The sequence below is a fragment of the Alteromonas sp. NFXS44 genome, assembly GCF_040148705.1.
Lineage (GTDB): Bacteria > Pseudomonadota > Gammaproteobacteria > Enterobacterales > Alteromonadaceae > Alteromonas.
Genome location: NZ_JAGDEA010000012.1, coordinates 322,691 through 344,804, shown reverse-complemented (window position 1 = coordinate 344,804; position 22,114 = coordinate 322,691). Strand labels below are relative to the sequence as shown.

The following is a 22,114-nucleotide window of genomic DNA, read 5'->3' as shown; positions in this document are numbered from 1 at the left end:
GTTATGATACAGGTACATAGGTATAAATTTCTGACACTAACCGGCGTAACACTCTTGGTAATGAAAACTTCGTGAAGTACATAAAATCCCTTTTTCTGATTGCAATTATTGGCGGCACGCTAGGCGTAGCGGCACTTGCCGGTATTTATTTTTATATCAAACCAGACCTGCCAAGTGTTACTGTCCTGAAGGATGTACGCTTACAAACACCCATGAGAATTTATACCTATGATGGAAAATTAATTTCTCAATATGGAGTTAAACGGCGGATCCCGGTAAAACTTGAGGACGTACCTGAAAAATTGATTCAGGCGGTAATTGCTACCGAAGACAGCCGTTTTTATGAGCATTATGGTATCGATCCTATTGGTGTGGCCCGGGCGGCTTTCAATTTAATTATCACCGGTGAAAAGCAGCAGGGCGCCAGTACGCTCACCATGCAGCTCGCCCGCGGATTCTTCCTGACCCGCGATAAAACCTTCATCCGTAAGATCAAAGAAATTTTCATTGCTATTCACATGGAGCAGGTGCTGAGTAAGCAGGAAATCCTCGAGCTATACCTGAACAAGGTTGAACTTGGTCACCGTGCATTTGGCTTCGGTGCCGCTGCCCAGGTGTATTACGGTAAAAATTTAAAAGAACTGAGCCTTGCCCAACTCGCTACGATTGCCGGTTTACCGCAGGCGCCATCGGTGCTGAATCCTGTAAGCCGGCCGGAACGTTCGGTTGAGCGCCGGCGTATTGTGTTATTGCGTATGCTGGATGAGGGCTTTATCACGAAGGCTGAGTTTAGTGAGGCCGCCGGTGCGCCGGTAACGGCACGTAAACACGGCGCTGAAATAGATCTCGACGCCCCGTACCTTGCTGATTTGATCTACAACGAGATGGTTGAAATCTACGGGAAGGAAGAGGCTGAAACCGGGGGATATCAGGTATACGCCACTGCGCCGTCTGATATTCAGCAAGCAGCACAGGACGCAGTAGTACGTAATTTGCACGACTATGATGAACGTCATGGTTACAGAGGTCCGGTGACCTGGTTGTGGAACAAGCCTGCGAAAGATGAAGATGATGAGCCGGAAGAAAATTCTCTGGCCCTGACCGATCAAAACAAACAATGGACGCCGGATGAAGTGCGGGCTGCGCTGGATGCGGTGCCGCATTTCCACCCGCTGGTGCCAGCGGTGGTCACGCAGGTCTTTGATCCTGCCACGCAGGAAGAAGAGCCGTCGATAACAGTGACCGACCTGAATGGCGTAGAGCGTGTGATTAACTGGGAGGGTCTCGACTGGGCCCGCCCTTACATTACCGATTCCCGCCAGGGGGATGAACCTGAAACCGCATCGGATATTGTTTCTCCCGGTGCTGTGATTTATATCCGCATGCAGGACGAGCAGTGGCGGCTGGCACAAATTCCGGCGGTCAGCGGTGCTCTCATTGCACTGAATCCTCATAACGGTGCGGCTGAGGCTGTGGTTGGCGGCTACAGCTTCTATCAGAGCCAGTTTAACCGTGCTACCCAGGCCAAGCGTCAGGTAGGTTCAAATATTAAACCCTTTATCTATTCCGCTGCGCTGGAAAATGGTTATACCCTGGCATCCGTCATTAATGATGCGCCGATTAATCAGTGGGATGCCACCACCGGTGTGGCCTGGCGTCCGCAGAACTCACCTCCGGAATACGACGGACCAATCCGTATGCGGGTGGCACTGGGTAAATCGAAGAACGTGGTCTCAGTGCGTTTGCTGCGGGGTGTTGGATTACAAAAAGCCAGGGAGCATCTGGCAAAATTCGGCTTCGATAAAGACGAAGTGCCTAACGATGAAACCGTGTCACTAGGTTCCGGCGCGCACACGCCGCTGGAAGTCATAAGGGCCATGTCTGTTATCGCCAACGGCGGTTACCTGATTACACCATACTTTATAGACCGTGTGCTCAATGAGCAGGGAGAGCAATTGTGGCAAGCCTCTCCGGCGTGGGCGTGCAACCCGTGCTCTGAAAGCGGTGAGCAAATAGCGGGCGCGACTGCTCAGGACTACAGTGAAGACAATGTAGAGGCTATGCTGGAAGCCCAGCTGAACGCTGAGGGCGGCCTGGGCAAAGGCTTGCCGGTCACAACTGATGATTCAACAGAAAAGCGCTCAGCACCAAGAGTGATCAGTGCACAAAATGCCTTCCTGGTAGCTGATATGATGCGAACCGGTGTACGTGCCAATGGCAGCTGGAGCAAGAAAACGTACTGGATGGGCACCGGCTGGCGGGCGAGAAATATTCTGCAGCGGGATGACCTGTCGGGCAAAACGGGTACAACCAATGATGCGCGGGATACGTGGTTCAGCGGATTTCATCGGGACATTATCGCAACAGCCTGGGTAGGATTTGACGATATGAACCGTAATCTTGGCCGTTCTACCCGTAATCAGAATCTGATTAACCGTAATCCTGAGAAGTTTAACTGGCTGGGTAATGCCATGATTGGTGGTGAAGATGGCGCGAAAGCGGCGCAACCTGCCTGGATCCGGTTTATGCAGAAAATACTCGATGGTGTGCCGGAAGAACCGATGGCCATTCCGGAAGGAGTGGTACGAGTTCGTATCGACAGGGGCACAGGAAAGTTGACCAGACGAACAGACCATACGACACTATTTGAATACTTTGCGCAAGGCACCGAACCGAAGGTGTTCGTGCTTGACGATGAAATCGTCGATCCTGCACAAGGTGACGAAAACACAGCGCCCGAGCCAGAGGAAATCTTTTAGGCGAGAAGGTTTTGGCCGGGCTACATTCCCAACAATAAATCGGATAAACAATGTCAGACGAGTCAAACCGATATTTATATATACCCCACGCTGGACCCTCACTGTTAGAAACGCCCTTGTTGAACAAGGGCAGTGCTTTTACGGCCCGTGAACGGGCCTCTTTCAACCTGACCGGATTACTTCCGCCAAGGTATGAGTCAATCGAAGAACAGGTTGAACGTGCGTTCATGCAATACAGTTCTTTTGATGATGCTCTGAATAAGCACATCTATCTGCGGGCCATTCAGGATAATAACGAAACCCTGTTCTATCGCCTTATCCAGTCACATATTGAAGAAATGATGCCCATCATCTACACCCCTACAGTAGGTGATGCCTGTGAGCAGTTTTCTGACATCTATCGCAGTTCCCGCGGACTTTTTGTTTCCTGGGAAGAACGTCATCAACTGGATGATATCGTCAGGAACGCAACAAAACGTAAAGTAAAAGTGATTGTTGTAACCGACGGTGAGCGGATCCTGGGTCTCGGTGACCAGGGGATCGGCGGCATGGGTATTCCAATCGGTAAACTGTCGCTGTATACCGCTTGTGGGGGTATCAGCCCGGCATACACGTTACCTGTTATGCTGGACGTGGGTACCAACAATGAAAAACTGTTGAATGACCCGATGTACATGGGCGCGCGCCATCCGCGTATCGGTCAGGAAGAATATGACGAATTTGTCGACATGTTCATCAAAGCGGTTAAACGCCGCTGGCCGGAAGTAATGATTCAGTTCGAAGATTTTGCTCAGCCAAATGCAATGCCTTTATTGCAACGCTACCGCAATGAAATCTGCTGTTTCAATGATGACATTCAGGGCACCGCAGCGGTGACTCTGGGTACCATTCTGGCAGCCTGCCGGACCACTCAGCGCAAATTGTCTGAGATGAAAGTGGTCTTTGTCGGTGCCGGCTCAGCAGGTTGCGGTATTGCAGAAATGCTGATCCAGCAAATGGTGTCGGAAGGACTGACTGATGCGCAGGCGCGCAAGCAGGTCTTTATGATTGACCGTTTTGGCTTGCTGACCGAAGGTATGGAAGGCTTACGTGACTTCCAGGCGAAGCTGCAGCACAGTCAGGAAGACATTGCAGGCTGGACGTTCTCCGGTAAATTCCCGTCGTTGCTGGATGTGATGCATTGTGCTCAGCCTGATGTGCTGATTGGTGTGTCCGGTCAGCCGGGTCTGTTCACTGAGCAGGTTATCCGCGCAATGAAGAGTCATTGCGAACTGCCCATTATCTTCCCGTTGAGTAATCCGTCACGTCAGGTTGAAGCCCGGCCTGAGCAGGTTATTGAGTGGACAGACGGTGAAGTTGTCATTGCTACCGGCAGCCCGTTCAAACCTGTTGAGTACAACGGTAAGGTGTATCCTGTTGCCCAGTGTAACAACAGTTATATCTTCCCGGGGATTGGCCTGGGTGTTATTGCGGGTAAGGCAAAGCTGATCAGTGATGAAATGTTGATGGCAGCCAGTAATGCGCTGGCGTCAGCATCACCTATGGCTAATACCGGTGAAGGCTGCTTACTGCCGCCACTTACTGAAATTGCGACTCTGAGCAAAGACATCGCCTTTGCCGTGGCGAAAGTGGCTATGGAGCAGGATCTGGCGCTGGAAATGACGGACGAGGCCCTGAAAGCGAGTATTGAGAAAAATTTCTGGCAGGCCGAATACCGCCCGTATAAGCGGGTAAGTATTTAAGCACAGGAGCCGGAGCCGCTAATACCGGTATATAGCATACCGGTATTATTCAGCGCCGGCCTGCATTGACTGCGAATAAAAAAGACCGTACAACGCAAGTTGTACGGTCTTTTCGTTTTTAAAGATGCAACCCCTTCGAGATGAATTCCTGCGGTAATCCTTTCTGCTTAAATCCCTTCAGGGAAGAGCGATTCTTTAGTTACTACCTGAATGCTCTCGATGATGTTGCGGACATCCGGATCTAATTTTTCATTTTTAAGGGCGAGCATCCGGTTACGTTCAAAGAGCTCTGTATGTTGTTCAATGCGTTTACCCATTTTATTCCAGGCCTGAGCCCTTGCCTGATATGGCCAGGCTTCCAGCTCGATGCGTTGTGAATCCAGTTGCGTTAGCAACATTGACGCAACAGAAGCAATAGTCATACCTCCGAATATGCTTGAATCTGTTTTGTCAGGATCTATGGACACGAAAGTAGTCATCATCGGACCATAGGTTTTTAACCAGTCGTAATATTTGTTGAAAGCCTGCTCATCATACTCATCAACAGCAAAGTTGTACGACTCACGTTCAGATACGGTCACCCGTGTAGGTGTAGGGTCTACATAAACGGCAGTGGTGGTTGTGGCTGTGGTAACGATAGGACCGGCATCAGACGCTTCGGGCATGGCGTCATCTGCGCCGCCTACCGTTAGCAATCCGCCTTTACCAAGGCCGCCTTTTACTTCCTGAGCCTTATACGTGCGCAGGGCCATTACCATCTGGTTGTAAGAATCGGCAAACGCAGTTACCAGCATTTTACCTTCTGGTGTTTTCGAGAAACCACCGGCGCCACCGGCTGCCGCCCCGGCAAACATGCCCCCAAACAGACTGAAGTCATGATTCGCTGCGCTGCCTGTGGATGATGAAACCTGAACACCGGAGCGGTTATCAATGAGCAGTAACGAGGTTGCCGCTTCGTTTTTACTGAAGCCGCCGCCCACGATAGAGCCCAGCGCGCCAAATAATGCACCGCCTATGGCTTTACCGCCCTGTGTTTTTTCTGCAAACAACACGGAAGGGCTGATAGTATAGTCTGCGGCAACCATCTGGCCGCCACCGATGTTTGAGCCGGATCGCAACTGACCGGACTGCATCAACTGCCGCTCAGTATTCATAGCATTCATAGCACGGCCCCGCTCGACAATTACAAAGCAGTTGGATTGCTGAATCATCAGGCGGATCACCGGAATCGTGCTGCCTAATTTGGGGTAGGTCCTGCGGTATTCGGACCACCAGGGTAAAGAGGTGTCTTCAAACACACTGAGTGTACCGAGGGTCTCGTCGCAGTTTTCCAACTGAGTATTATTGTTAGCTGCAGATGCCCCGCCGGCTCCACCACTTACAGCGCCAGAATCACTACCGCCCATTTTAGGACTGGTAGACATACAGGCGGTCGCAAAAAACAAAGCGCTGATAACGGTTATAACGGGTTTGGCGAGGGATTGTACCTGGGATGCACAACCTGAGCCTGGATTATTCCTTTTCACAATCAATTCCTCTGATAGGTGTAATGAGTAAACCGGACCAGGCTGGATTAATGGTGATATTAGAAACAACACCCGATTCCGGTGTTGAACAAAAGATGGCGGAGTTGACTGCGCGAACTTATCCATAAGCTTCGGGGATGGTCGCAATTCCCTTTTGACGACTCAACAAATTCAAAATAGCACTGCAGGCCAGATGGGACAAGATAATTGATCAAAAAATGATCATAGTATGGGATAAGCAACAATACCTGACAGGAGGAACAGGAATTTAACTTCTTGCATGTACCCTTAACTTATTGATCTTTCGTTCGGTGTGAACGGCTTTGCATACAGGTTGAAGAAAAACTGTACGCTCTGCGGCTAAAAAGTAAACGAACGCATACGTAAACTAAAAAACCGCCTGCACAGGCCTTAAAGTGTCGGTACATCGCTACGTTTTCACTTCAAAAATGACTAAGTCACCCACTGTGTTGTTAGTTAATTTTCTGTTTTATATGCTCTTTTTTTCTTTGGCACACTGCTTGATATGACCATGGCACAGGAACAAATTCTGGTTAACGCCTATATAGAATTTAAGTGATATTGAAACAGCAATGCAGAGAAAACGGAGAATAATAATGAAAACAGGAGCTGGTGCAGTAATGAAGCGCTATACACAGAAAATTAGTCGTGCTCTGAAGCAGGCAGGCCCCGCGGCTCTTATTATTTCTTTTGTTTCGCTACTGACTGCCTGTGGTGGTGGCAGTGGTAGTGAAGTGACTCAGGTCGAAGATACAGAAACGTTTTTCTCTAATTTCACACTAAATATCTCAGATGCGCCGGTGGATAACGCCAGTGAAGTGGTCGTATTTTTAAGCACCGTTGAGTTACGCGGGAATGGTGATGCAATCACCATCGATGTCACAGACAGTAACGGCGATCCCCGCGAGATAGATTTGCTTACCCTTCAGGGAAATGCATTTGCATCGTTGATAGAAGATTTTGAATTGCCCGCCGGTGAATACACGCAAATTCGAATCCCTGTGTCTGAAGCGTCTTACGTGGTTATGGATGATGGCACCTGGCCTTTGTCCGTACCTTCCGGTGAAGTGAAGTTAGACGGTTTTACTGCGCTGGACGGAGAGGAACAGACATTTACCGTCGAATTTGATTTACGCAAAAGCCTGGTAGATCCACAAGGTCAGGATGAGGTGTTCCTGAAGCCACGGGGAATACGCCTGGTCGATAACAGCGAAGCCGGCGGCATTGAAGGCCGTGTCGGGGAGTCATTGCTGACTCAGGCAGCTTGTTCTGTGAAGTCTGACTTTACTTACGGCAATGCTGTTTACGTATTTGAAGGCACGGGTCTGGATGCGGCCTCCTTAGGGGATGATGCAGACACCAGTGCCACGGATACTGAGTTTCGCCCGGTCGCTATTGCAACGGTTAATACCGAGACCAGTTTCGATCAATCATCTTACGGGCTGGGCTATCTGGAAGCCGGCGATTACACGCTGGCACTGACCTGTCTGGGTCATCTGGACGAGCCTGAAACCGACGATGATAACGAATTTTCTTTTTTAACTGTCAAAGAAGTCACGGTTGCTGCTAACGAAGTAACAATAGCCAACTTTGACAATTGAGCCTGTTTGCGGGCAATGGACTGTCCGCTCTTTTATTCTTGTCTGGTGTGAAAGCATCTCAGAGTTATCTGAGATTTCACACCAGAGGTTTACATTTGAGCCGGCCAGCTAGCCGGCTCCGGACAATCATTGCGTGGTGGCTGCTTAATTGATACTTTAACGGTATCAACGCGTTTACCCTCATCTTACATGACTCTCCCTGAGATAGACTTTGCCCAGGCAGTGGGGCTGCTTAGCTTTGTGCTTGGCATACTGTGCTTTTACCAAAAAGACGACCGGCATCTGAAATTGATGATGGTGGTGATGAACCTTAATCATGCCTTCCACTTTTTCCTTCTGAATGCCATTACGGCAGCCGTAAGCGCACTGCTGGCCGTTTTGCGAACCGGATTATCGCTGAAAACCAGTTCGCCGGTGGTGGCTTTCTGGTTCATTGCTTTTACGATGGGGTGGGGGATCTGGCTGGCAGACAGCTGGAAAGACTTGTTCCCCATTCTCGGCAGTTGCGTAGGTACTTATGCGGTTTTTTGTCTCACCGGCATTTCAATGCGCATTGCCTTCATTATTGGTGCATTGTGCTGGCTGACTAATAATATACTGGTGGGGTCTATAGGCACCACGCTGCTGGAACTTACCCTGATTGCGGTGAATTTAAATACCATCCGCCGGCTCTGGCTGCATAAAAAACTTAATGAAGATATCCATGAGGCAGGAACCTGATGTTTATTCCTAAAAACATGCGCATGCCTGCGGGCGGACAAACCTGGTCGTTCATTAGAGCGCACAGCTTCGGTGTGATGATTACACCTGATCTCACCGCCACACATTTACCTTTTGTGGTTCGTGAACAGGAAGGGCAACTGCTGGGTCATATGGCGAAGGCAAATCCTCAGTGGCGGGAAGCAGATGGTCAGCGGGTGCTGGTGATTTTTTCCGGCCCTCACAGCTATATTTCTCCCCGCTGGTATGCCAGTAAGCCAAACGTCCCCACATGGAATTATGCTGCTGTACATGCTTACGGGACGCTGGAACTTGTTGAGGATGAGGCAAACCTTGCCGCCATGATGGCACTGGTTGAAACCTACGATCCGGGACTCACCGGGGATAAAAGTATTATGTCTGACGACTATGTGAATAAGTTATCCGGTGCAACCACCGGATTTCGTATTCAGGTGGACACGCTGGAAGGCAAAGAGAAACTGAATCAGCACAAGTCACAGGCTGATCAGCAAGGCGTTTACCGGGCTTTGCAGCAATTACAAGAAACAGACGCACAAGCGCTGGCGAACTACATGAAATCACGGCGATTGGGGACGGGGGAATAATTTCCGGGCCCTGTCTTTAATCTGTTATTATCCATTTCCATCTTTAGCGTGACAAAATTCCCCCGTAATCCATCATGGTAAAAATCCTGTTTGCTTTTATTGGCCTTGCTGCGTCCGTGGCAGGCATTATTACGCTCACTGCTGTGCACGATCTTTACAGTAAAAAGCGCGTTAATCTTGATCCCCACCTGCGGGAGATTTCCGGTATCGAGTTCGATAAGAAAGACCGGTTATGGGCGATTAATGATGGTGGCGATGACCCGGTGCTCTATCAACTGGATGATGACGGCAGTATTGTTCGCAAAATCCATGTGACCAACGCGAAAAATATCGACTGGGAAGATATGACTCAGGATGCCTTCGGGCATTTTTTCTTAGGGGATTTCGGCAATAACGATCAGTCGAGAAAATGGCTGACGGTATACAAAATAGAAAATCCAATCGATATTAAAACCGATACGACGGAAGCTGAAATCATCAAATTTACTTATCCGGAAATGGACGGTTCTCCAATCCCGCCGGAACACCGTAATTTTGATTTGGAAGCATTCGTGGAATTTGACCACAATCTGTATCTGTTTACCAAAAACCGTACTATTCCTTTCGACGGTCTGACTAACCTGTACCGCATCGGCGATTATGCTGCGAACTTTGAAGCTGAATTGCTGGGCTCATTCCAAACCTGTACCACGCTGGAAAAACTCTGTTGGATCACGTCGGCGGCCTTAAACCCTGAAAGGGATATGTTGGTTCTGCTGGACTCCACCAGCTTATGGTTGTTCGAGAATTTTGAAGGAGATAATTTCTTTTCCGGCGATGTCTCACGGATTGATTTAGGTATCGTGACCCAAAAGGAAGCGGTGGCGTTTTATAACAGCAATACCATTGTACTGACCGATGAGGAGTTCAATGGCATTGGTGGGAATGCCTATGTCATCAAGCTGGATGAAGCTGAGATTAAGCGCATCCGCTGATGCCGCTGTCCCTGAGACAGAACAGCGGCTGATAACTTAGATATCAGGGGCAGTGTTTATCTGGCGAACTGTCTGAACACGTAGGGTAATGACGCTCCCAGCGTTTCTCCGTGAGAGAGGCCCTGAAGCGTAGTCATTTGAGCATCAACACCGGCTGCTTTTAAACGTTCAACCATTCTGGCGGTTTCACCGGCAGGAACCGATTCTCTGGCTTTGTATACGGCAGCCAGTGTTGCGGCATCCCGATCTCCCCGCGGGCGGCGTTTTGCCTCACCGCCAGAACCCGTGAGTACTAACAGGCTTTTGTCTTTAATGTCAGCGGGGCTTTCCGCTAGCAGGTCATGCTCCTCAGATAAAATATAGCCTTCTCCCCACCACAATGACGGATCGACAGGGGCATAGAACGCGAAGCTGTCTGGCCGGGTAAACAGGGCGTGCAAAACGAAAATACCGCCATAGGAATGACCCCATAATCCCGTCTTCTCAGGGTTAACCGGGGTATTGTCTGAAATGGCAGGAATGACCTTACCGGTGATAAAAGACAAGTATCCGTCTGCACCACCATATTCTCTGCCGGGACGTTGCTCTTTAGCACTCAATGCAGATTCATTGACGGCCGGTGTATAGTCATAGGCGCGGGCATCGCCGTCTATGCGCAGATCGTTGTCATGAGCGAGGAATGCCAGTACCGGCGGGGCTGCGCTTTGCGACAGCTCAGTAAGCAAGTCTGCAGACACTTCCATCAGTGCAGCATTACCATCGAGCATGATGAGTAAAGGAAAGCCCTCTTCCGGCGCCGGTGTTTCCGGTATCGCCAGATTCACCCGGTACGCTTTCTGCGTATCGTGTTTTGCGTCGTGTCTGGTGAATTGTAAACGGGTGAAGCGGTAGCCAGGGGCGCCGGTATCAGCCACGGTTTTACCGGTTGTTATTGTAAGATCCGGTTGAGCGTTTACTGGTGAGACGTGACTAAGAGACATACTGAAAAGTGAAAAAATCAAAACTCTGATAAACATATTGATAGCCTGAATAACGGAAAACGTGAGTGCGACTGCAAATTGATGCCTGATAACGAATCAGGTAAATGCCACGACCGATTTTACCACTAATGAGAATGATTATCTTTTGCTATTTGATTTGTTCAGGGGATGAGGACAGTGTCTTAAAAAACAACCTGCCGGATGGCAGGTTGTGATACAAAGTAAATTACAGCCCGAGGGTGAAAATCTTCGAGTTACGCTGGAAGTTATACAGTTCCTTTTTCGCCTGCGGCAGTTCGCTGAGATCTGAAGGACGGAAACCGTGTTCCAGAAACCAGTGTGCTGTCAGCGTAGTCAGAACGAACAAGGTGTGAATGCCTGAATCCAGTGCACGACGTTTCACTTCATCCAGAATGCGCTCTGCCCGGTTTTTGCCACGGTAGTCCGGATGCGTTGCCACACAAGCCAGCTCCGCTTTGCCTTCTTCCGGATAAAGATACAGCGCCGCACAGGCGATGATCATGCCGTCACGCACAATGATAATGAACTGATTGATTTCATTCTCAAGGCGTTCACGGGAGCGCTTCACCAGCGCGCCACTTTCTTCCAGCGGCTTGATGAGGTTAATGATACCGCCCACATCTTCAATGGTGGCACCACGTAACTGCTCGTAATGGTGCTCCATCACCAGCGAACCGGCGCCGTCACGGGTGAACAATTCCTGCAACAATGCACCGTCAGTCTCATAGCTGATGCAGTGAGCACGGGGGATCCCGGCAGCCACACTGGTGGTCAGTGCACTTAACACCGTTTGCTCAGTCTGAATTTGCTCTTCAAAAATGAGCTCTTCCAGTTGCGGACGTTCAATGGTGCGCAGTAATTTACCGTCGTTATGACGAATACCGTCGTCTTTGGAGAAAACGATAATTTTATCCGCCTTCAGCGCAATCGCAGCCTGTGTCGCCACATCTTCATGGGATAAGTTGAACACTTCTCCAGTGGTGGAATACCCCATGGGAGAAAGCAGAACAATCGAGCCATCATTCAGATGATCGTTGATACCTGTGGTATCAATCCGGCGTACAAGGCCAGTATTTTCGTAATCAACACCACCACGTACACCCATAGGTTTAGCGACGACCAGATTACCGGTACACACGCGAATTTGCGCGCCGTGCATAGGCGAGTTGGGCAGTCCCATGGTCAGCAATGCTTCTACGTGACTACGCACTGAACCGGCGGCATCTTTGACACATTCCAGGGTTTGCTTGTCGGTAATGCGGACACCGTCAAGAAAACGCCCCTCGATGCCCCGCATGTTAACCCGCTCGTCTATTTGCGGACGGGCTCCGTGCACCAGCACCAGACGTACACCTAAACTGGCGAGCAGGGCGATATCGTGAATAATGTTGGCAAAGTTGCTCTGTTCGATGGCCTCACCACCAAACATCAGCACAAAGGTTTTTCCTCTGTGCGCGTTGATGTACGGCAGCGAGCTGCGAAAGAGTTTTATGCCATCATGATGAGCTAACACCATTTTTTGTGTTACCCCAGCTTATCCAGATTTTCCAGCTCCTGATACAGTGCTTTGGTCACTGTTTCCTGGCTGGTGCCGCCCAGAATATTGCGTTGGTTAACGCCGTATTCCAGTTGCAGTACCGGATACACATCGTCTTCGATTTTATCGCAGATGGCCTGTAAATCAGCCAGCGGTAAATCTTCGATGGCACAGCCTTTGTCGATGGCTGCCAGCACCACTTTACCTGCAATATCATGGCCGGTACGGAACGGAATGCCCTTACCTACCAGATAATCGGCCAGTTCGGTGGCGTTAGCATAGCCCTGCTGGGCGGCTTCACGGCAACGCTCTTCATTCAGCGACAGTGAGTCGAGCACTTCAACAGCAATACACAGACAAATATGCCATTGGTTTACGGTATCAATGGCACCTTCTTTGTCTTCCTGCATGTCTTTGTTGTATGCCAGTGGCAAACCTTTCATGGTAACCAGCAGGCCTTGCAGGCTGCCGAAAACACGTCCGCATTTACCACGCATCAGTTCCAGTGCATCAGGGTTTTTCTTCTGCGGCATCAGTGACGAGCCGGAAGTTACCGCATCACCCAGTTGCAGGAAGCCCGCTTCACCTGAATTGTAGAAAATCAGATCTTCAGCCATACGGGAAATATGCATCATACTGGTGGACGCACAGAACAGCAGTTCCAGCACGAAGTCACGGTCTGATACTGCATCCAGGCTGTTCAGGCAGGGTGAATCAAAGCCCAGTTTTTCCGCCAGTTCATAACGGTCAACCGGATAGGTGGTACCTGCAAGCGCACCGGAGCCGAGCGGGCACTGGTTCATGCGCTTTTTCAGGTCTTTCATCCGGGCCAGGTCACGCTTGAACATTTCCACATAGGCTAAACACCAGTGTGCAAAATGAATGGGCTGGGCACGTTGTAAGTGCGTGTACCCCGGAATAATGGCTTGCTGGTGGCGGCTGGCGGTATTCAGCAATGAGCGGATCAGCGCTTTTAAGTCAGCTTTCAACGAGTCAACGTGTTCACGGACCCATAAACGAAAATCTGTCGCGACCTGATCGTTACGGCTGCGACCTGTGTGCAGTTTACGACCAATGTCACCCAGCTTATCGATAAGTGCCGCTTCCACGAAGCTGTGAATGTCTTCTTCCGGACTGGCGTCGAAATCTAACTCGCCTTTCTCCGCCAGTACTTTCAGTTCAGACAGGGCAGACTCTAACTGCGCCTGTTCGTCTTCAGTCAGTACACCGGCTTTCTTAAGACCGCGTGACCAGATAATGGAGCCCTGGATATCCTGTGCTGCCATCACTCTGTCGAACGGCAGTGAATCATTCACCTGCCGGAACATGTTGCTACTGCCTGCCGCAAAACGGCCGCCCCACAATGCCATGATATTCTCCTGTTACTGCTGCTTTTTCAGTGCTTCGATACGGCTGGACAGACTGAACAGGCGGATAAAGCCTTCAGCATGACTCTGGTCGTATACGTCATCAGCACCGAAGGTTGCGAAATCTTCAGAGTACAGGCTGTTTGGTGAGCGACGTTGCGTCACGGTTGCCTGACCTTTGTAAAGCTTCACAACGATGTCACCGGTTACGCGCTTAGCGAAAGACGCAGCGCCGGCCAGAAGGGCATCATTCAGCGGAGTGAACCAGCGGCCGTCATACATCACGTGGGAGTATTCCAGACCAATCTGTTCACGGTATTTAAGCGAGGCTTTATCCAGCACCATGGTTTCCAGCGCTTTATACGCGGCTACCATTACTGTGCCTCCCGGCGTTTCATAACAACCGCGGGACTTCATACCTACCAGACGGTTCTCAACGATGTCGATGCGGCCAACGCCATGTGCAGCAGCAATGGTGTTCAGCTTAACCAGTGCCTGGTATGGCGACAGGGCTTCATCATTCACTTTCGTCAGACGACCTTCTTCGAAAGACAGAGTGACACGTTCCGCCTGGTCAGGTGCATCTTCCGGATCAACAGTTAGTGTCCAAACCTGTTTGGTAGGCTCTTGCCATGGATCTTCCAGCTCACCACCTTCGTGGGAGATGTGCCATGCGTTTGCATCACGGCTATAGATTTTGGTCGCAGAAGCAGTCGTTTTGATATTACGTTCTGCCAGGTACGCCAGCAGATCTTCACGGGACACCATGTCCCACTCACGCCATGGCGCGATGACGTGCAGATCTGGTGCCAGAGAAGCAAAGGTGCCCTCGAAACGTACCTGGTCGTTACCTTTACCGGTACAACCGTGACACAGCGCATCTGCGCCAACTTTACGGGCAATTTCTACCTGTGCTTTTGCAATCACAGGGCGGGCCATAGAGGTACCCAGCAGGTATTCACCTTCGTAAATAGCACCGGTAGTGATAGTCGGATAAATGTATTCGCTGACGAACTCTTCTTTCAGATCAACGATATGACATTCACTGGCACCGGAAGCGATAGCTTTTTCTTTCAGGCCAACCAGTTCTTCATCACCCTGACCGACATCAGCGGCAAATGCCACAACTTCACAGTCATAGTTTTCTTTCAGCCATGGAATGATGGCCGAGGTATCTAGCCCGCCGGAATAGGCGAGTACGACTTTATTCACGTTCTTTTTCATTAAACCTGTCCTCTCAGGAACCTAGTAGTTTGGTCAGTATTGCGTTTTGGGCATGCATTCTGTTTTCTGCTTCCTGCATCAGCAGTGATTTGTCACTGTCGATAAGCGAACCGGTGATTTCCAGGTCGCGGTGAGCAGGCTGACAATGCATGACATATTGTGCGCCGGTTTTTTCCATCAGGGCTTCGTTGACCTGATAAGGCATAAATTTATCTTTAATGGCTTCAAGGGGCGTATCATCGCCCATTGATAACCAGGTATCAGCATAAAGCACATCAGCGCCGATAGCGGCATCAATATCGTTGCTTTGCACTATTTTAACGCCGGTTTTAGCGGCAATGTCTTGTGCTTGCGCAACAATTTCCGGATCGGCTTCGTGTCCTGGCGGTGTAACCACAACCTGGTTGCAGCCCAGCAGTGCGCCAACAATTAACAATGAATGGGTTACGTTGTTGCCGTCACCGATATAAGCCATAGTCAAGCCTTCGGTTTTTCCGAACGCTTCAAACATGGTGAGGTAATCAGCCAGACCCTGACACGGGTGATACTTATCGCAAAGCGCATTGATCACCGGTACTTTTGCTGCTTTTGCGTAGTCTTCCAGCGTGCTGTGTGAGAATACACGGGCAACAATGGCGTCTGCCCAGCACGCCAGATTGGCAGCGGTATCCACGTTATCTTCACGGCCGGCCAGTTTGCCGCCCTGTACGTCCAGGTAAACCATATGGCCACCCAGTTTATTAATGCCGATATCGAAACTTACGCGGGTACGCAGAGAAGGCTTTTCAAACAGTGCTGCAACAGACTTACCTGCCAGTACCTGGCTGTACTTCGCCGGGTTTTGCTTGATGGTTACGGCTAAATCTAACAGCGCCTTCGTGTCTTCGGGTGTCCAGTTAGCAAAGGACAATAAATCCTGTTTCATGGTCAATATCCTCAATACGGCTATGGCGCGATGCGCGTACCGGTATCCTTATTTAAAATGTCACTGATGCTGGCATCCCAGCTTGCGATGGTGACCGGACGTCCCAGGGACGAAGCTGCCAGCAGAGCCGCATCTGTTTTTACCTTCATGCCGTCTGTGATTACACCACCGGCAACCAGGCTGTCTATTTGTTGTTGGTTTAATGAGCTTAACAGCGCTTTATCGGCATCAAGCACGCCTTTGACGTTAGACAATAGCAGCAACTCGCCGTCAAGCAACTGGGCGATTACGGTGGCTGCCTGGTCGGCATTGATATTCAGCAAACGGCCCTGCGCACTGGCGCCGATGGAACTGACTACCGGTAACAGATCTTTGCCGGTTAGTGCTTTAAGCAGTTCCGGGCTGTTTGCCGAAGGTACGCCAACGGCACCGTATTTTTCATCCAGCGGCTCGCAGCTTACCATGTTGCCGTCTAATAAAGACAAGCCAACAGGTGTTAATCCGCTACGAATTGCCAGTGCACACAATGCTTTGTTCGCGCTACCGGCCAGTGTGCCGCAGATGTACGGCATATGTTCGTCCGGTGTTACCCGCAGACCATCAATTTTCTGGCTGGGCAAATTCAGTGCGGCCATCAGTGTTTCAACCAGCGGACCGCCACCATGTACGATGACCACAGGACGGGTCTTCATGACTTCACCGACAGAAGTCAGTAATGACAGCGCCGCATTTTCATCTTCAAGCAGCGCACCGCCCACTTTAATAACAATAGGAGACAACTTCATTATGCAATCAGTCCCTGAGCGTCGGGCAGGCCACTGACCAGGTTTGCACATTGCATTGCCTGCGAGGCTGCACCTTTCATTGTATTGTCGATGGCACTGGTAATAACGGCATAGCCTGACTGAGCATCCAGTTTCCAGTGCAAATCAACAAACGGCGTATTCACTACATCATCAATTTTCGGGAAGGTATCGCGAATGCGGACAACAGGTTTGCCTTCATAGGCGGTGTGATAGGCAGATGACAGTTGCTCAGCGCTGGCGCCCGGCTTCAATTTCACAGTAATCGTGGCCAGAATGCCCCGCTTAAAGTTACCCAGATGCGGGGTGAAAATCACACCGGTGCCAAGCCATGCCTCGATTTCCGGGGTGTGTCTGTGACCCAGCACGCCGTAAGCCTGCAGGCTTACTTCGCAGAAGCTGTTATTTAGTGCGGCTTTACGGCCAGCACCGCTGACGCCTGACACCGCGTTTATGACCGGGCGCACGGCACTGTCTAACAAGCCGTTTTCCAGCAGAGGTTTTAGCGCTGTCAATGAAGCTGTGGGGTAACAACCCGGCACGGCAACGATTTTCGCTGCCGCAATATCCTTGGCATACCATTCAGCAAGGCCATACACCGCTTTATCCAGACACGCCTCTGAGGTGTGTTTGAAACCGTAGAACTGTTCAAATACTTCTGTATTCTTAATGCGGAATGCGCCGGATAAATCCAGTACTTTGGCTTTGCCTTTACTCAGTGCAGCCATCCAGTCGTGACTGGCTTCGTGAGGCGTGGCCAGGAAAACCAGATCCATGGTATCTGCGAGTGTGTCTAACGTGCTGTCATTCATCGGCGTAAGCATGTACTGGCTCAGGTGTGCATACTGACCGTGGATCGCAGCAATGGATTTATTGCCGTCGGCACTGTTTTCAGAAACATAGGTGCCCAGCAAATCCATAGCAGGGTGACGATGAACTAAATCAACGAGTTGTGCGCCAGTGTAACCACTGGCTCCGATAACTGATACTTTTAACATAATAGGTTTAATTAATTCTGTAGAGGGATAAAAAATCACTTTCTACCTTTGTACGCGAATGAAAGGGATACTGTTTTCATTCGCCCGCGTACAAAGGTAAAAAGTGCGCTACCGCAAAAGCAAATCCACACCGGATCGTCGGTGTACATAATGCAATGTGTAGCCAGCCAGGGGAGAGCTAAACTGTTTTACCTTGTCAACCTGCTGGTCGGGCCTGCTGGTTGGTTGAATCATGAGATTGTCCTGTCATTTTCTCTGTCTTCACGATAAAACGTTGCCATGGCTGACTTTGAGCGCCTATCGAATGCTGCAGAGATTACTAAACCGTCGCCTATGATACTTATTGCGAATAAATATGCAATAAATATGTATAAATATTTCTCTGTGCCGGGCGCGGTGAATTTCGTAATATAAATGGTATCTATGAAGATTGTTTGACAGTCCGGTGGCGCACCGTTTTGTCACGATACGCACATATTTACTGCCTGTGGTAAGAAAGAAAGGACACAAAAATGAACAAAAAAACCGTCGCACTGGTTGCCCATGACCATAAAAAAGCAGAACTCCTTGCGTGGGTGAATAAACATTTAGACAGTATGCAAAAATGCGAACTGGTGGCAACGGGTACCACCGGTGGTCTGATTGCAGATGATACCGGACTGAGTATCAAACGTTTTAAGAGTGGTCCGCTCGGGGGCGACCAGCAAATTGGAGCGCTCATTGCCGAAGGAAAACTGGATGCACTGATTTTCTTCTGGGATCCACTTAATCCTGCCCCTCATGATCCTGATGTAAAAGCGCTGCTGCGCCTGTGTTCGGTATGGAATGTGCCGGTGGCGTGTTCTTCGGCGACTGCTGATCTTATTATCACATCGCCGTTATTTTTCGCTGAAGATTACTTGCCGCTGAAACCGCAGTATTAAGAGAAATAGAAAAAGCCGGACCGGTTTACGCCGGTCCGGCGGTTGGCATTGAAGTGTGTGCCAACGTCGGTGGACTCGTGCTTATTGTTAAGTCAGTGTAGGCGGGATTTCTGCAAAGTTGTTTAGTGATACTGTAAAGCTTCTGTAAAGTTGGTGACACCGCGTCTTTACGGTGGTCGGAGTCAGGTAAACTTACTATCAGCAGGACAGGAGCCATGCCATGACACAGACCGTTTTCTCCATGTCAGTATTACGTTCAATGTCATCAACGCACACCCAACGTTTTTTTAAGCCGCAGAATTTTGGAGGCAATGAGATGGTCGCCACAGCGACAAAGCAGTCTATTTTGATCATTGATGATGACCGTGAACTGACGGACATGCTGAAAACTTATCTCGAGGCAACCGGTTACAGTGTCATCGTGGCCAATGACGGATACAGTGGTCTGGCGGCGGCAACCTCCGGTGAGTCTGTTGACCTGGTCCTGCTTGACGTCATGATGCCTCAACTGGATGGCTTTGAAGTGCTGAAAAAATTGCGTATCAGCCATTTAACCCCCGTACTGATGCTAACCGCCCGGGGCGATGATTATGATCGCATCCTCGGACTGGAACTCGGGGCTGATGATTATTTACCCAAGCCATTTAATCACCGTGAACTGGTGGCGCGGGTGAAGGCTATTTTCCGCCGTCTGGAAATGTCTACCCAGTCCAGGCAGCAACAGGATTTGTCTGTAAACCATATATCACTGAGCATGAGCCGGCAGACAGTGGCAAGCCATAATGTGGCGCTGACACTCACTAACACCGAATTTGCTATACTGCATTTACTAATGGTTAATGCCGGTCAGCTGGTCACGAAAGATGACATCAGCCAGAAGGTGCTGGGTAAGAAGTTACAGGCCTTTGACCGCAGTATCGATATGCATGTCAGTAATCTGCGTAAGAAGATTGCTGAAACCACGAATGATGAAAAGATAAAAACCATTCGCGGGTCGGGATATTTACTAAGACTGGCTTCATGAATTCACTTGCACGTTTCAATCCGGCCCGGCGTTTAGTCGGGCGTTTGTTTTTATGGTTCTGGGTAACCTTTATTTTTACCGCAGTTGTGACTTTTTATGCGGTGAGTTTTTTCAATGAAAACGCAGAAGTCCGGGCACCGGATGCGCGTGAGCTGGAAGCCCTGAACCGTGCTGTTGCTGCTATTAATCGTGTAATTCAGGAAGACGGCGCTAAACCCGCCCGCCGCATTCTGGAAGAAGCTGACCGGATAAGCCGGCACAGACTTATCGCTGTAGGCATTGATGACGGCGCGATGGTGCAGGGAGGAGGGCCGCCAGTCAGGCGCAGTGAAGAGGATGATCTGACCAGGCTGGCTAAGCAGGCTTCACCGTTGTCGCTGGTGCGGGGGAATTTTGAGACAATCGGACCTGCCAGAGTCGCTATTAACGGTAAAGATTTTGCCATTTATGTTTCGCTGATGAACGGGCCTCCCGACAGTCAGCAGCCACTCAAATATTTTCTTTGTATCGCACTGGTGATTACCATTGTCTTATCCTATCTTTTCGCCCGATCTCTGGTGCGTCCAATCACTATCTTGCAGGAAACCAGTCGTGAACTGGCGGGGGGTAACTGGAAAGCCAGGGTGAAGGAAGCCGATGGCAGACGTGATGAGTTAGGAAGTTTATCCCGCGATTTTAACGCCATGGCATCGCAGCTCGAACAAATGTGGTTAGGACAGCAGCGGCTACTGGCCGATATCTCCCACGAATTACGTTCTCCTCTTGCCCGTTTACAAATGGCGGTAGGTCTGGCGCATCAACAGAACGTAGATCCGGCGGCTCTTGCCCGGATAGAGCGGGAAGCCGAACGGATGGACTCGATGATCGGACAGTTGCTTACATTAACCCGGGCAGAGTCCGGCAAGCCGGAAATCTCTCCGGTGATGATAAGCGTGCTGTTTGACCGTACCTTTGCCGACGCCAGATTCGAAGCGTCTAACCGGAACATCCTGTTTGAGGTTGCAGCATTGCCACAGCAAACCGTTAACGTGAACAGTATGCTGTTATGCAGCGCCGTTGAAAACGTAGTGAGAAATGCCATTCGCTACGCGGAGTCTTCAGTATCGGTAGCCGTTTCTGTGAAGGAGTCGCAGTGGTCTGTTGTTGTTAAGGATGACGGCCCGGGGCTATCTGAAGAGGAATGCAGCTCTGTATTTGCACCGTTCTACCGTGCAAGTCTTGCCAGAGATCGTGAGTCCGGCGGGGTTGGTTTGGGACTTGCCATTGCAAAAGCCGCAGTGGAAATGCATCATGGCGACATTAAAGCAACCCGAAATGCGTCCGGTGGACTGGCTGTCACCATTTCTCTGCCACTGGACGGGCGTGATACATGGTCCGGACAATCTCCACAGAACACTCATTAATTCATAACAGCGATGCCATTCCTGCGTTCTGGCAGCAGCATGTTACCTCAGGTGTGCTGACTGCCAGAGACGGCGTGAAGCTGGCTTATGCGCTTTGTATCCCTGCACAGCCTGCCGCTACCATTGTTATCAGCAGCGGCCGTATTGAAGCGTACCTGAAGTATCAGGAAGTGATGTTTGACCTGTACAATCAGGGCTTTGCTGTTTTCATTATGGATCACCGGGGGCAGGGGCTGTCGGACAGAATGACCGCTAATCCGCATCAGGGCTTCGTCCGGGATTTTGCAGATTATGTCAGTGACCTTCACCTCTTCATTACAGAGGTGGTATTGGCCAGACAACCTGACGGAGAGCGTTACCTGCTTGCCCACAGCATGGGGTGTGCGATTGGAGCACTCACGACTCTGGCCCATCCGTCATTGTTTCAGAAACTTGTTTTTTGTTCTCCCATGTTCGGTATACGTCCCGCGTTACCGGGCTGGATTGCCAATTCGTTGCTCAATATGGTGGAGCGCCGCTATCAGAAAGCCGGGCAACAGGAAGGCTATTTTATCGGGCAAAAAGATTACTCGCCGGTTACCTTCGATGCCAATCATCTCACACACAGCGAACTGCGATACCGTTTGTTCCGTGATACTTACGCAAACACGCCAGAGGTCCAGCTTGGCGGTGTAACCGTTCACTGGCTGAGAGCGGCCATGAAAGCCATGGATTTTATTGAGAATAATGCCGGTGATATTAAGCAACCTGTGTTAATTCTCAGTGCCGGCGACGATACGGTGGTGGATAACCGCAGGCAGCGAAGGGTGGCCGGACTCATGCCGGATGCTGTTCTGCATTCCTGTGAGGGGGCGTATCACGAAATTCTCATTGAAGCAGACCGGATCCGCGAGCCTGCTATGAACAGGACCCTCGATTTTCTCGCCTGATTTGCAAAAGTGTCTCTATTTTACACACACTG

General features: G+C 50.2%; 18 protein-coding genes. 10 read left to right on the top strand and 8 right to left on the bottom strand.

What is annotated here, in order from left to right:
• The first annotated feature begins 71 nt into the window (after positions 1-71).
• Together J3369_RS18695 and J3369_RS18690 are read left to right on the top strand one after the other, a co-directional pair.
• Positions 72-2,759, top strand: a complete 2,688-nt coding sequence (locus J3369_RS18695; RefSeq protein WP_349589784.1) for a penicillin-binding protein 1A — start codon at positions 72-74, stop codon at positions 2,757-2,759.
• Between the two features lie 50 nt (positions 2,760-2,809).
• On the top strand, positions 2,810-4,501 hold the full coding sequence (locus tag J3369_RS18690) for an NAD-dependent malic enzyme (RefSeq protein ID WP_349589781.1): 1,692 nt from the start codon (positions 2,810-2,812) through the stop codon (positions 4,499-4,501).
• Positions 4,502-4,668: 167 nt separating this feature from the next.
• Here J3369_RS18690 and J3369_RS18685 read toward each other — a convergent pair whose 3' ends face one another.
• Complete coding sequence (locus tag J3369_RS18685; protein WP_349589778.1) at positions 4,669-6,027, bottom strand: CsgG/HfaB family protein; 1,359 nt, start codon at positions 6,025-6,027, stop codon at positions 4,669-4,671.
• Positions 6,028-6,644: 617 nt separating this feature from the next.
• Here J3369_RS18685 and J3369_RS18680 point away from each other — a divergent pair.
• From J3369_RS18680 to J3369_RS18665, 4 genes are all read left to right on the top strand, one after another.
• Positions 6,645-7,649, top strand: coding sequence for a DUF4382 domain-containing protein (locus J3369_RS18680; RefSeq protein ID WP_349589775.1), 1,005 nt, complete (start codon positions 6,645-6,647; stop codon positions 7,647-7,649).
• 129 nt (positions 7,650-7,778) lie between these two features.
• Positions 7,779-8,369 carry a YgjV family protein gene (locus tag J3369_RS18675; RefSeq protein WP_349589772.1) on the top strand — a complete coding sequence of 197 codons (591 nt, stop codon included), beginning with the start codon at positions 7,779-7,781 and terminating at the stop codon, positions 8,367-8,369.
• Positions 8,369-8,974, top strand: coding sequence for an FMN-binding negative transcriptional regulator (locus J3369_RS18670; RefSeq protein WP_349589769.1), 606 nt, complete (start codon positions 8,369-8,371; stop codon positions 8,972-8,974). Before J3369_RS18675 ends, J3369_RS18670 begins: the two co-directional genes overlap by 1 nt.
• Before the next feature lie 74 nt (positions 8,975-9,048).
• Positions 9,049-9,948 carry a hypothetical protein gene (locus tag J3369_RS18665; RefSeq protein ID WP_119502730.1) on the top strand — a complete coding sequence of 300 codons (900 nt, stop codon included), beginning with the start codon at positions 9,049-9,051 and terminating at the stop codon, positions 9,946-9,948.
• Positions 9,949-10,004: 56 nt separating this feature from the next.
• On the opposite strand, the gene J3369_RS18660 is transcribed toward J3369_RS18665, so the two are convergent.
• From J3369_RS18660 to argC, 7 genes are all read right to left on the bottom strand, one after another.
• A complete protein-coding gene (locus tag J3369_RS18660) occupies positions 10,005-10,862 on the bottom strand; it encodes an alpha/beta hydrolase (RefSeq protein WP_349589766.1) in 858 nt (285 codons plus the stop codon).
• Positions 10,863-11,154: 292 nt separating this feature from the next.
• Positions 11,155-12,465, bottom strand: coding sequence for an amino-acid N-acetyltransferase (gene argA / locus J3369_RS18655; RefSeq protein ID WP_349589763.1), 1,311 nt, complete (start codon positions 12,463-12,465; stop codon positions 11,155-11,157).
• An 8-nt stretch (positions 12,466-12,473) separates the two neighbouring features.
• Entirely contained in the window at positions 12,474-13,856 is a 1,383-nt protein-coding gene (gene argH / locus J3369_RS18650; RefSeq protein ID WP_349589760.1) for an argininosuccinate lyase, read from the bottom strand.
• A gap of 12 nt (positions 13,857-13,868) precedes the next feature.
• Positions 13,869-15,077, bottom strand: coding sequence for an argininosuccinate synthase (locus tag J3369_RS18645; RefSeq protein WP_303572014.1), 1,209 nt, complete (start codon positions 15,075-15,077; stop codon positions 13,869-13,871).
• Positions 15,078-15,090: 13 nt separating this feature from the next.
• Positions 15,091-16,002: an ornithine carbamoyltransferase gene (locus J3369_RS18640; protein WP_119502725.1), complete on the bottom strand. Its 912-nt coding sequence runs from the start codon at positions 16,000-16,002 to the stop codon at positions 15,091-15,093.
• A gap of 20 nt (positions 16,003-16,022) precedes the next feature.
• Complete coding sequence (gene argB, locus J3369_RS18635; RefSeq protein WP_349589757.1) at positions 16,023-16,787, bottom strand: acetylglutamate kinase; 765 nt, start codon at positions 16,785-16,787, stop codon at positions 16,023-16,025.
• Positions 16,787-17,803: an N-acetyl-gamma-glutamyl-phosphate reductase gene (gene argC, locus J3369_RS18630; protein ID WP_349589754.1), complete on the bottom strand. Its 1,017-nt coding sequence runs from the start codon at positions 17,801-17,803 to the stop codon at positions 16,787-16,789. The genes argB and argC overlap by 1 nt, the downstream gene beginning before the upstream one ends.
• A gap of 512 nt (positions 17,804-18,315) precedes the next feature.
• On the opposite strand from argC, the gene J3369_RS18625 reads away from it, so the two are divergent.
• The 4 genes from J3369_RS18625 (at position 18,316) to J3369_RS18610 (ending at position 22,082) form a co-directional block, all read left to right on the top strand.
• A complete protein-coding gene (locus J3369_RS18625; RefSeq protein WP_303572012.1) occupies positions 18,316-18,726 on the top strand; it encodes a methylglyoxal synthase in 411 nt (136 codons plus the stop codon).
• Between the two features lie 316 nt (positions 18,727-19,042).
• A complete protein-coding gene (locus tag J3369_RS18620; RefSeq protein WP_349591071.1) occupies positions 19,043-19,750 on the top strand; it encodes a response regulator in 708 nt (235 codons plus the stop codon).
• Complete coding sequence (locus J3369_RS18615) at positions 19,747-21,153, top strand: ATP-binding protein (RefSeq protein ID WP_349589750.1); 1,407 nt, start codon at positions 19,747-19,749, stop codon at positions 21,151-21,153. The genes J3369_RS18620 and J3369_RS18615 overlap by 4 nt, the downstream gene beginning before the upstream one ends.
• Positions 21,120-22,082, top strand: coding sequence for an alpha/beta fold hydrolase (locus tag J3369_RS18610; RefSeq protein ID WP_349589748.1), 963 nt, complete (start codon positions 21,120-21,122; stop codon positions 22,080-22,082). The genes J3369_RS18615 and J3369_RS18610 overlap by 34 nt, the downstream gene beginning before the upstream one ends.
• Positions 22,083-22,114 lie beyond the last annotated feature (32 nt).

What these genes read in the sequence shown, in the direction of transcription:
- J3369_RS18690 (WP_349589781.1), top strand. Translation starts at nt 2,810, where the DNA reads ATGTCAGACGAGTCAAACCGATATTTATATATACCCCACGCTGGACCC.
- J3369_RS18680 (WP_349589775.1), top strand. Translation starts at nt 6,645, where the DNA reads ATGAAAACAGGAGCTGGTGCAGTAATGAAGCGCTATACACAGAAAATT.
- J3369_RS18670 (WP_349589769.1), top strand. Translation starts at nt 8,369, where the DNA reads ATGTTTATTCCTAAAAACATGCGCATGCCTGCGGGCGGACAAACCTGG.
- J3369_RS18665 (WP_119502730.1), top strand. Translation starts at nt 9,049, where the DNA reads ATGGTAAAAATCCTGTTTGCTTTTATTGGCCTTGCTGCGTCCGTGGCA.
- argA (WP_349589763.1), bottom strand. Translation starts at nt 12,465, where the DNA reads ATGGTGTTAGCTCATCATGATGGCATAAAACTCTTTCGCAGCTCGCTG.
- argH (WP_349589760.1), bottom strand. Translation starts at nt 13,856, where the DNA reads ATGGCATTGTGGGGCGGCCGTTTTGCGGCAGGCAGTAGCAACATGTTC.
- J3369_RS18645 (WP_303572014.1), bottom strand. Translation starts at nt 15,077, where the DNA reads ATGAAAAAGAACGTGAATAAAGTCGTACTCGCCTATTCCGGCGGGCTA.
- J3369_RS18640 (WP_119502725.1), bottom strand. Translation starts at nt 16,002, where the DNA reads ATGAAACAGGATTTATTGTCCTTTGCTAACTGGACACCCGAAGACACG.
- argB (WP_349589757.1), bottom strand. Translation starts at nt 16,787, where the DNA reads ATGAAGTTGTCTCCTATTGTTATTAAAGTGGGCGGTGCGCTGCTTGAA.
- argC (WP_349589754.1), bottom strand. Translation starts at nt 17,803, where the DNA reads ATGTTAAAAGTATCAGTTATCGGAGCCAGTGGTTACACTGGCGCACAA.
- J3369_RS18625 (WP_303572012.1), top strand. Translation starts at nt 18,316, where the DNA reads ATGAACAAAAAAACCGTCGCACTGGTTGCCCATGACCATAAAAAAGCA.
- J3369_RS18620 (WP_349591071.1), top strand. Translation starts at nt 19,043, where the DNA reads ATGGTCGCCACAGCGACAAAGCAGTCTATTTTGATCATTGATGATGAC.
- J3369_RS18615 (WP_349589750.1), top strand. Translation starts at nt 19,747, where the DNA reads ATGAATTCACTTGCACGTTTCAATCCGGCCCGGCGTTTAGTCGGGCGT.
- J3369_RS18610 (WP_349589748.1), top strand. Translation starts at nt 21,120, where the DNA reads ATGGTCCGGACAATCTCCACAGAACACTCATTAATTCATAACAGCGAT.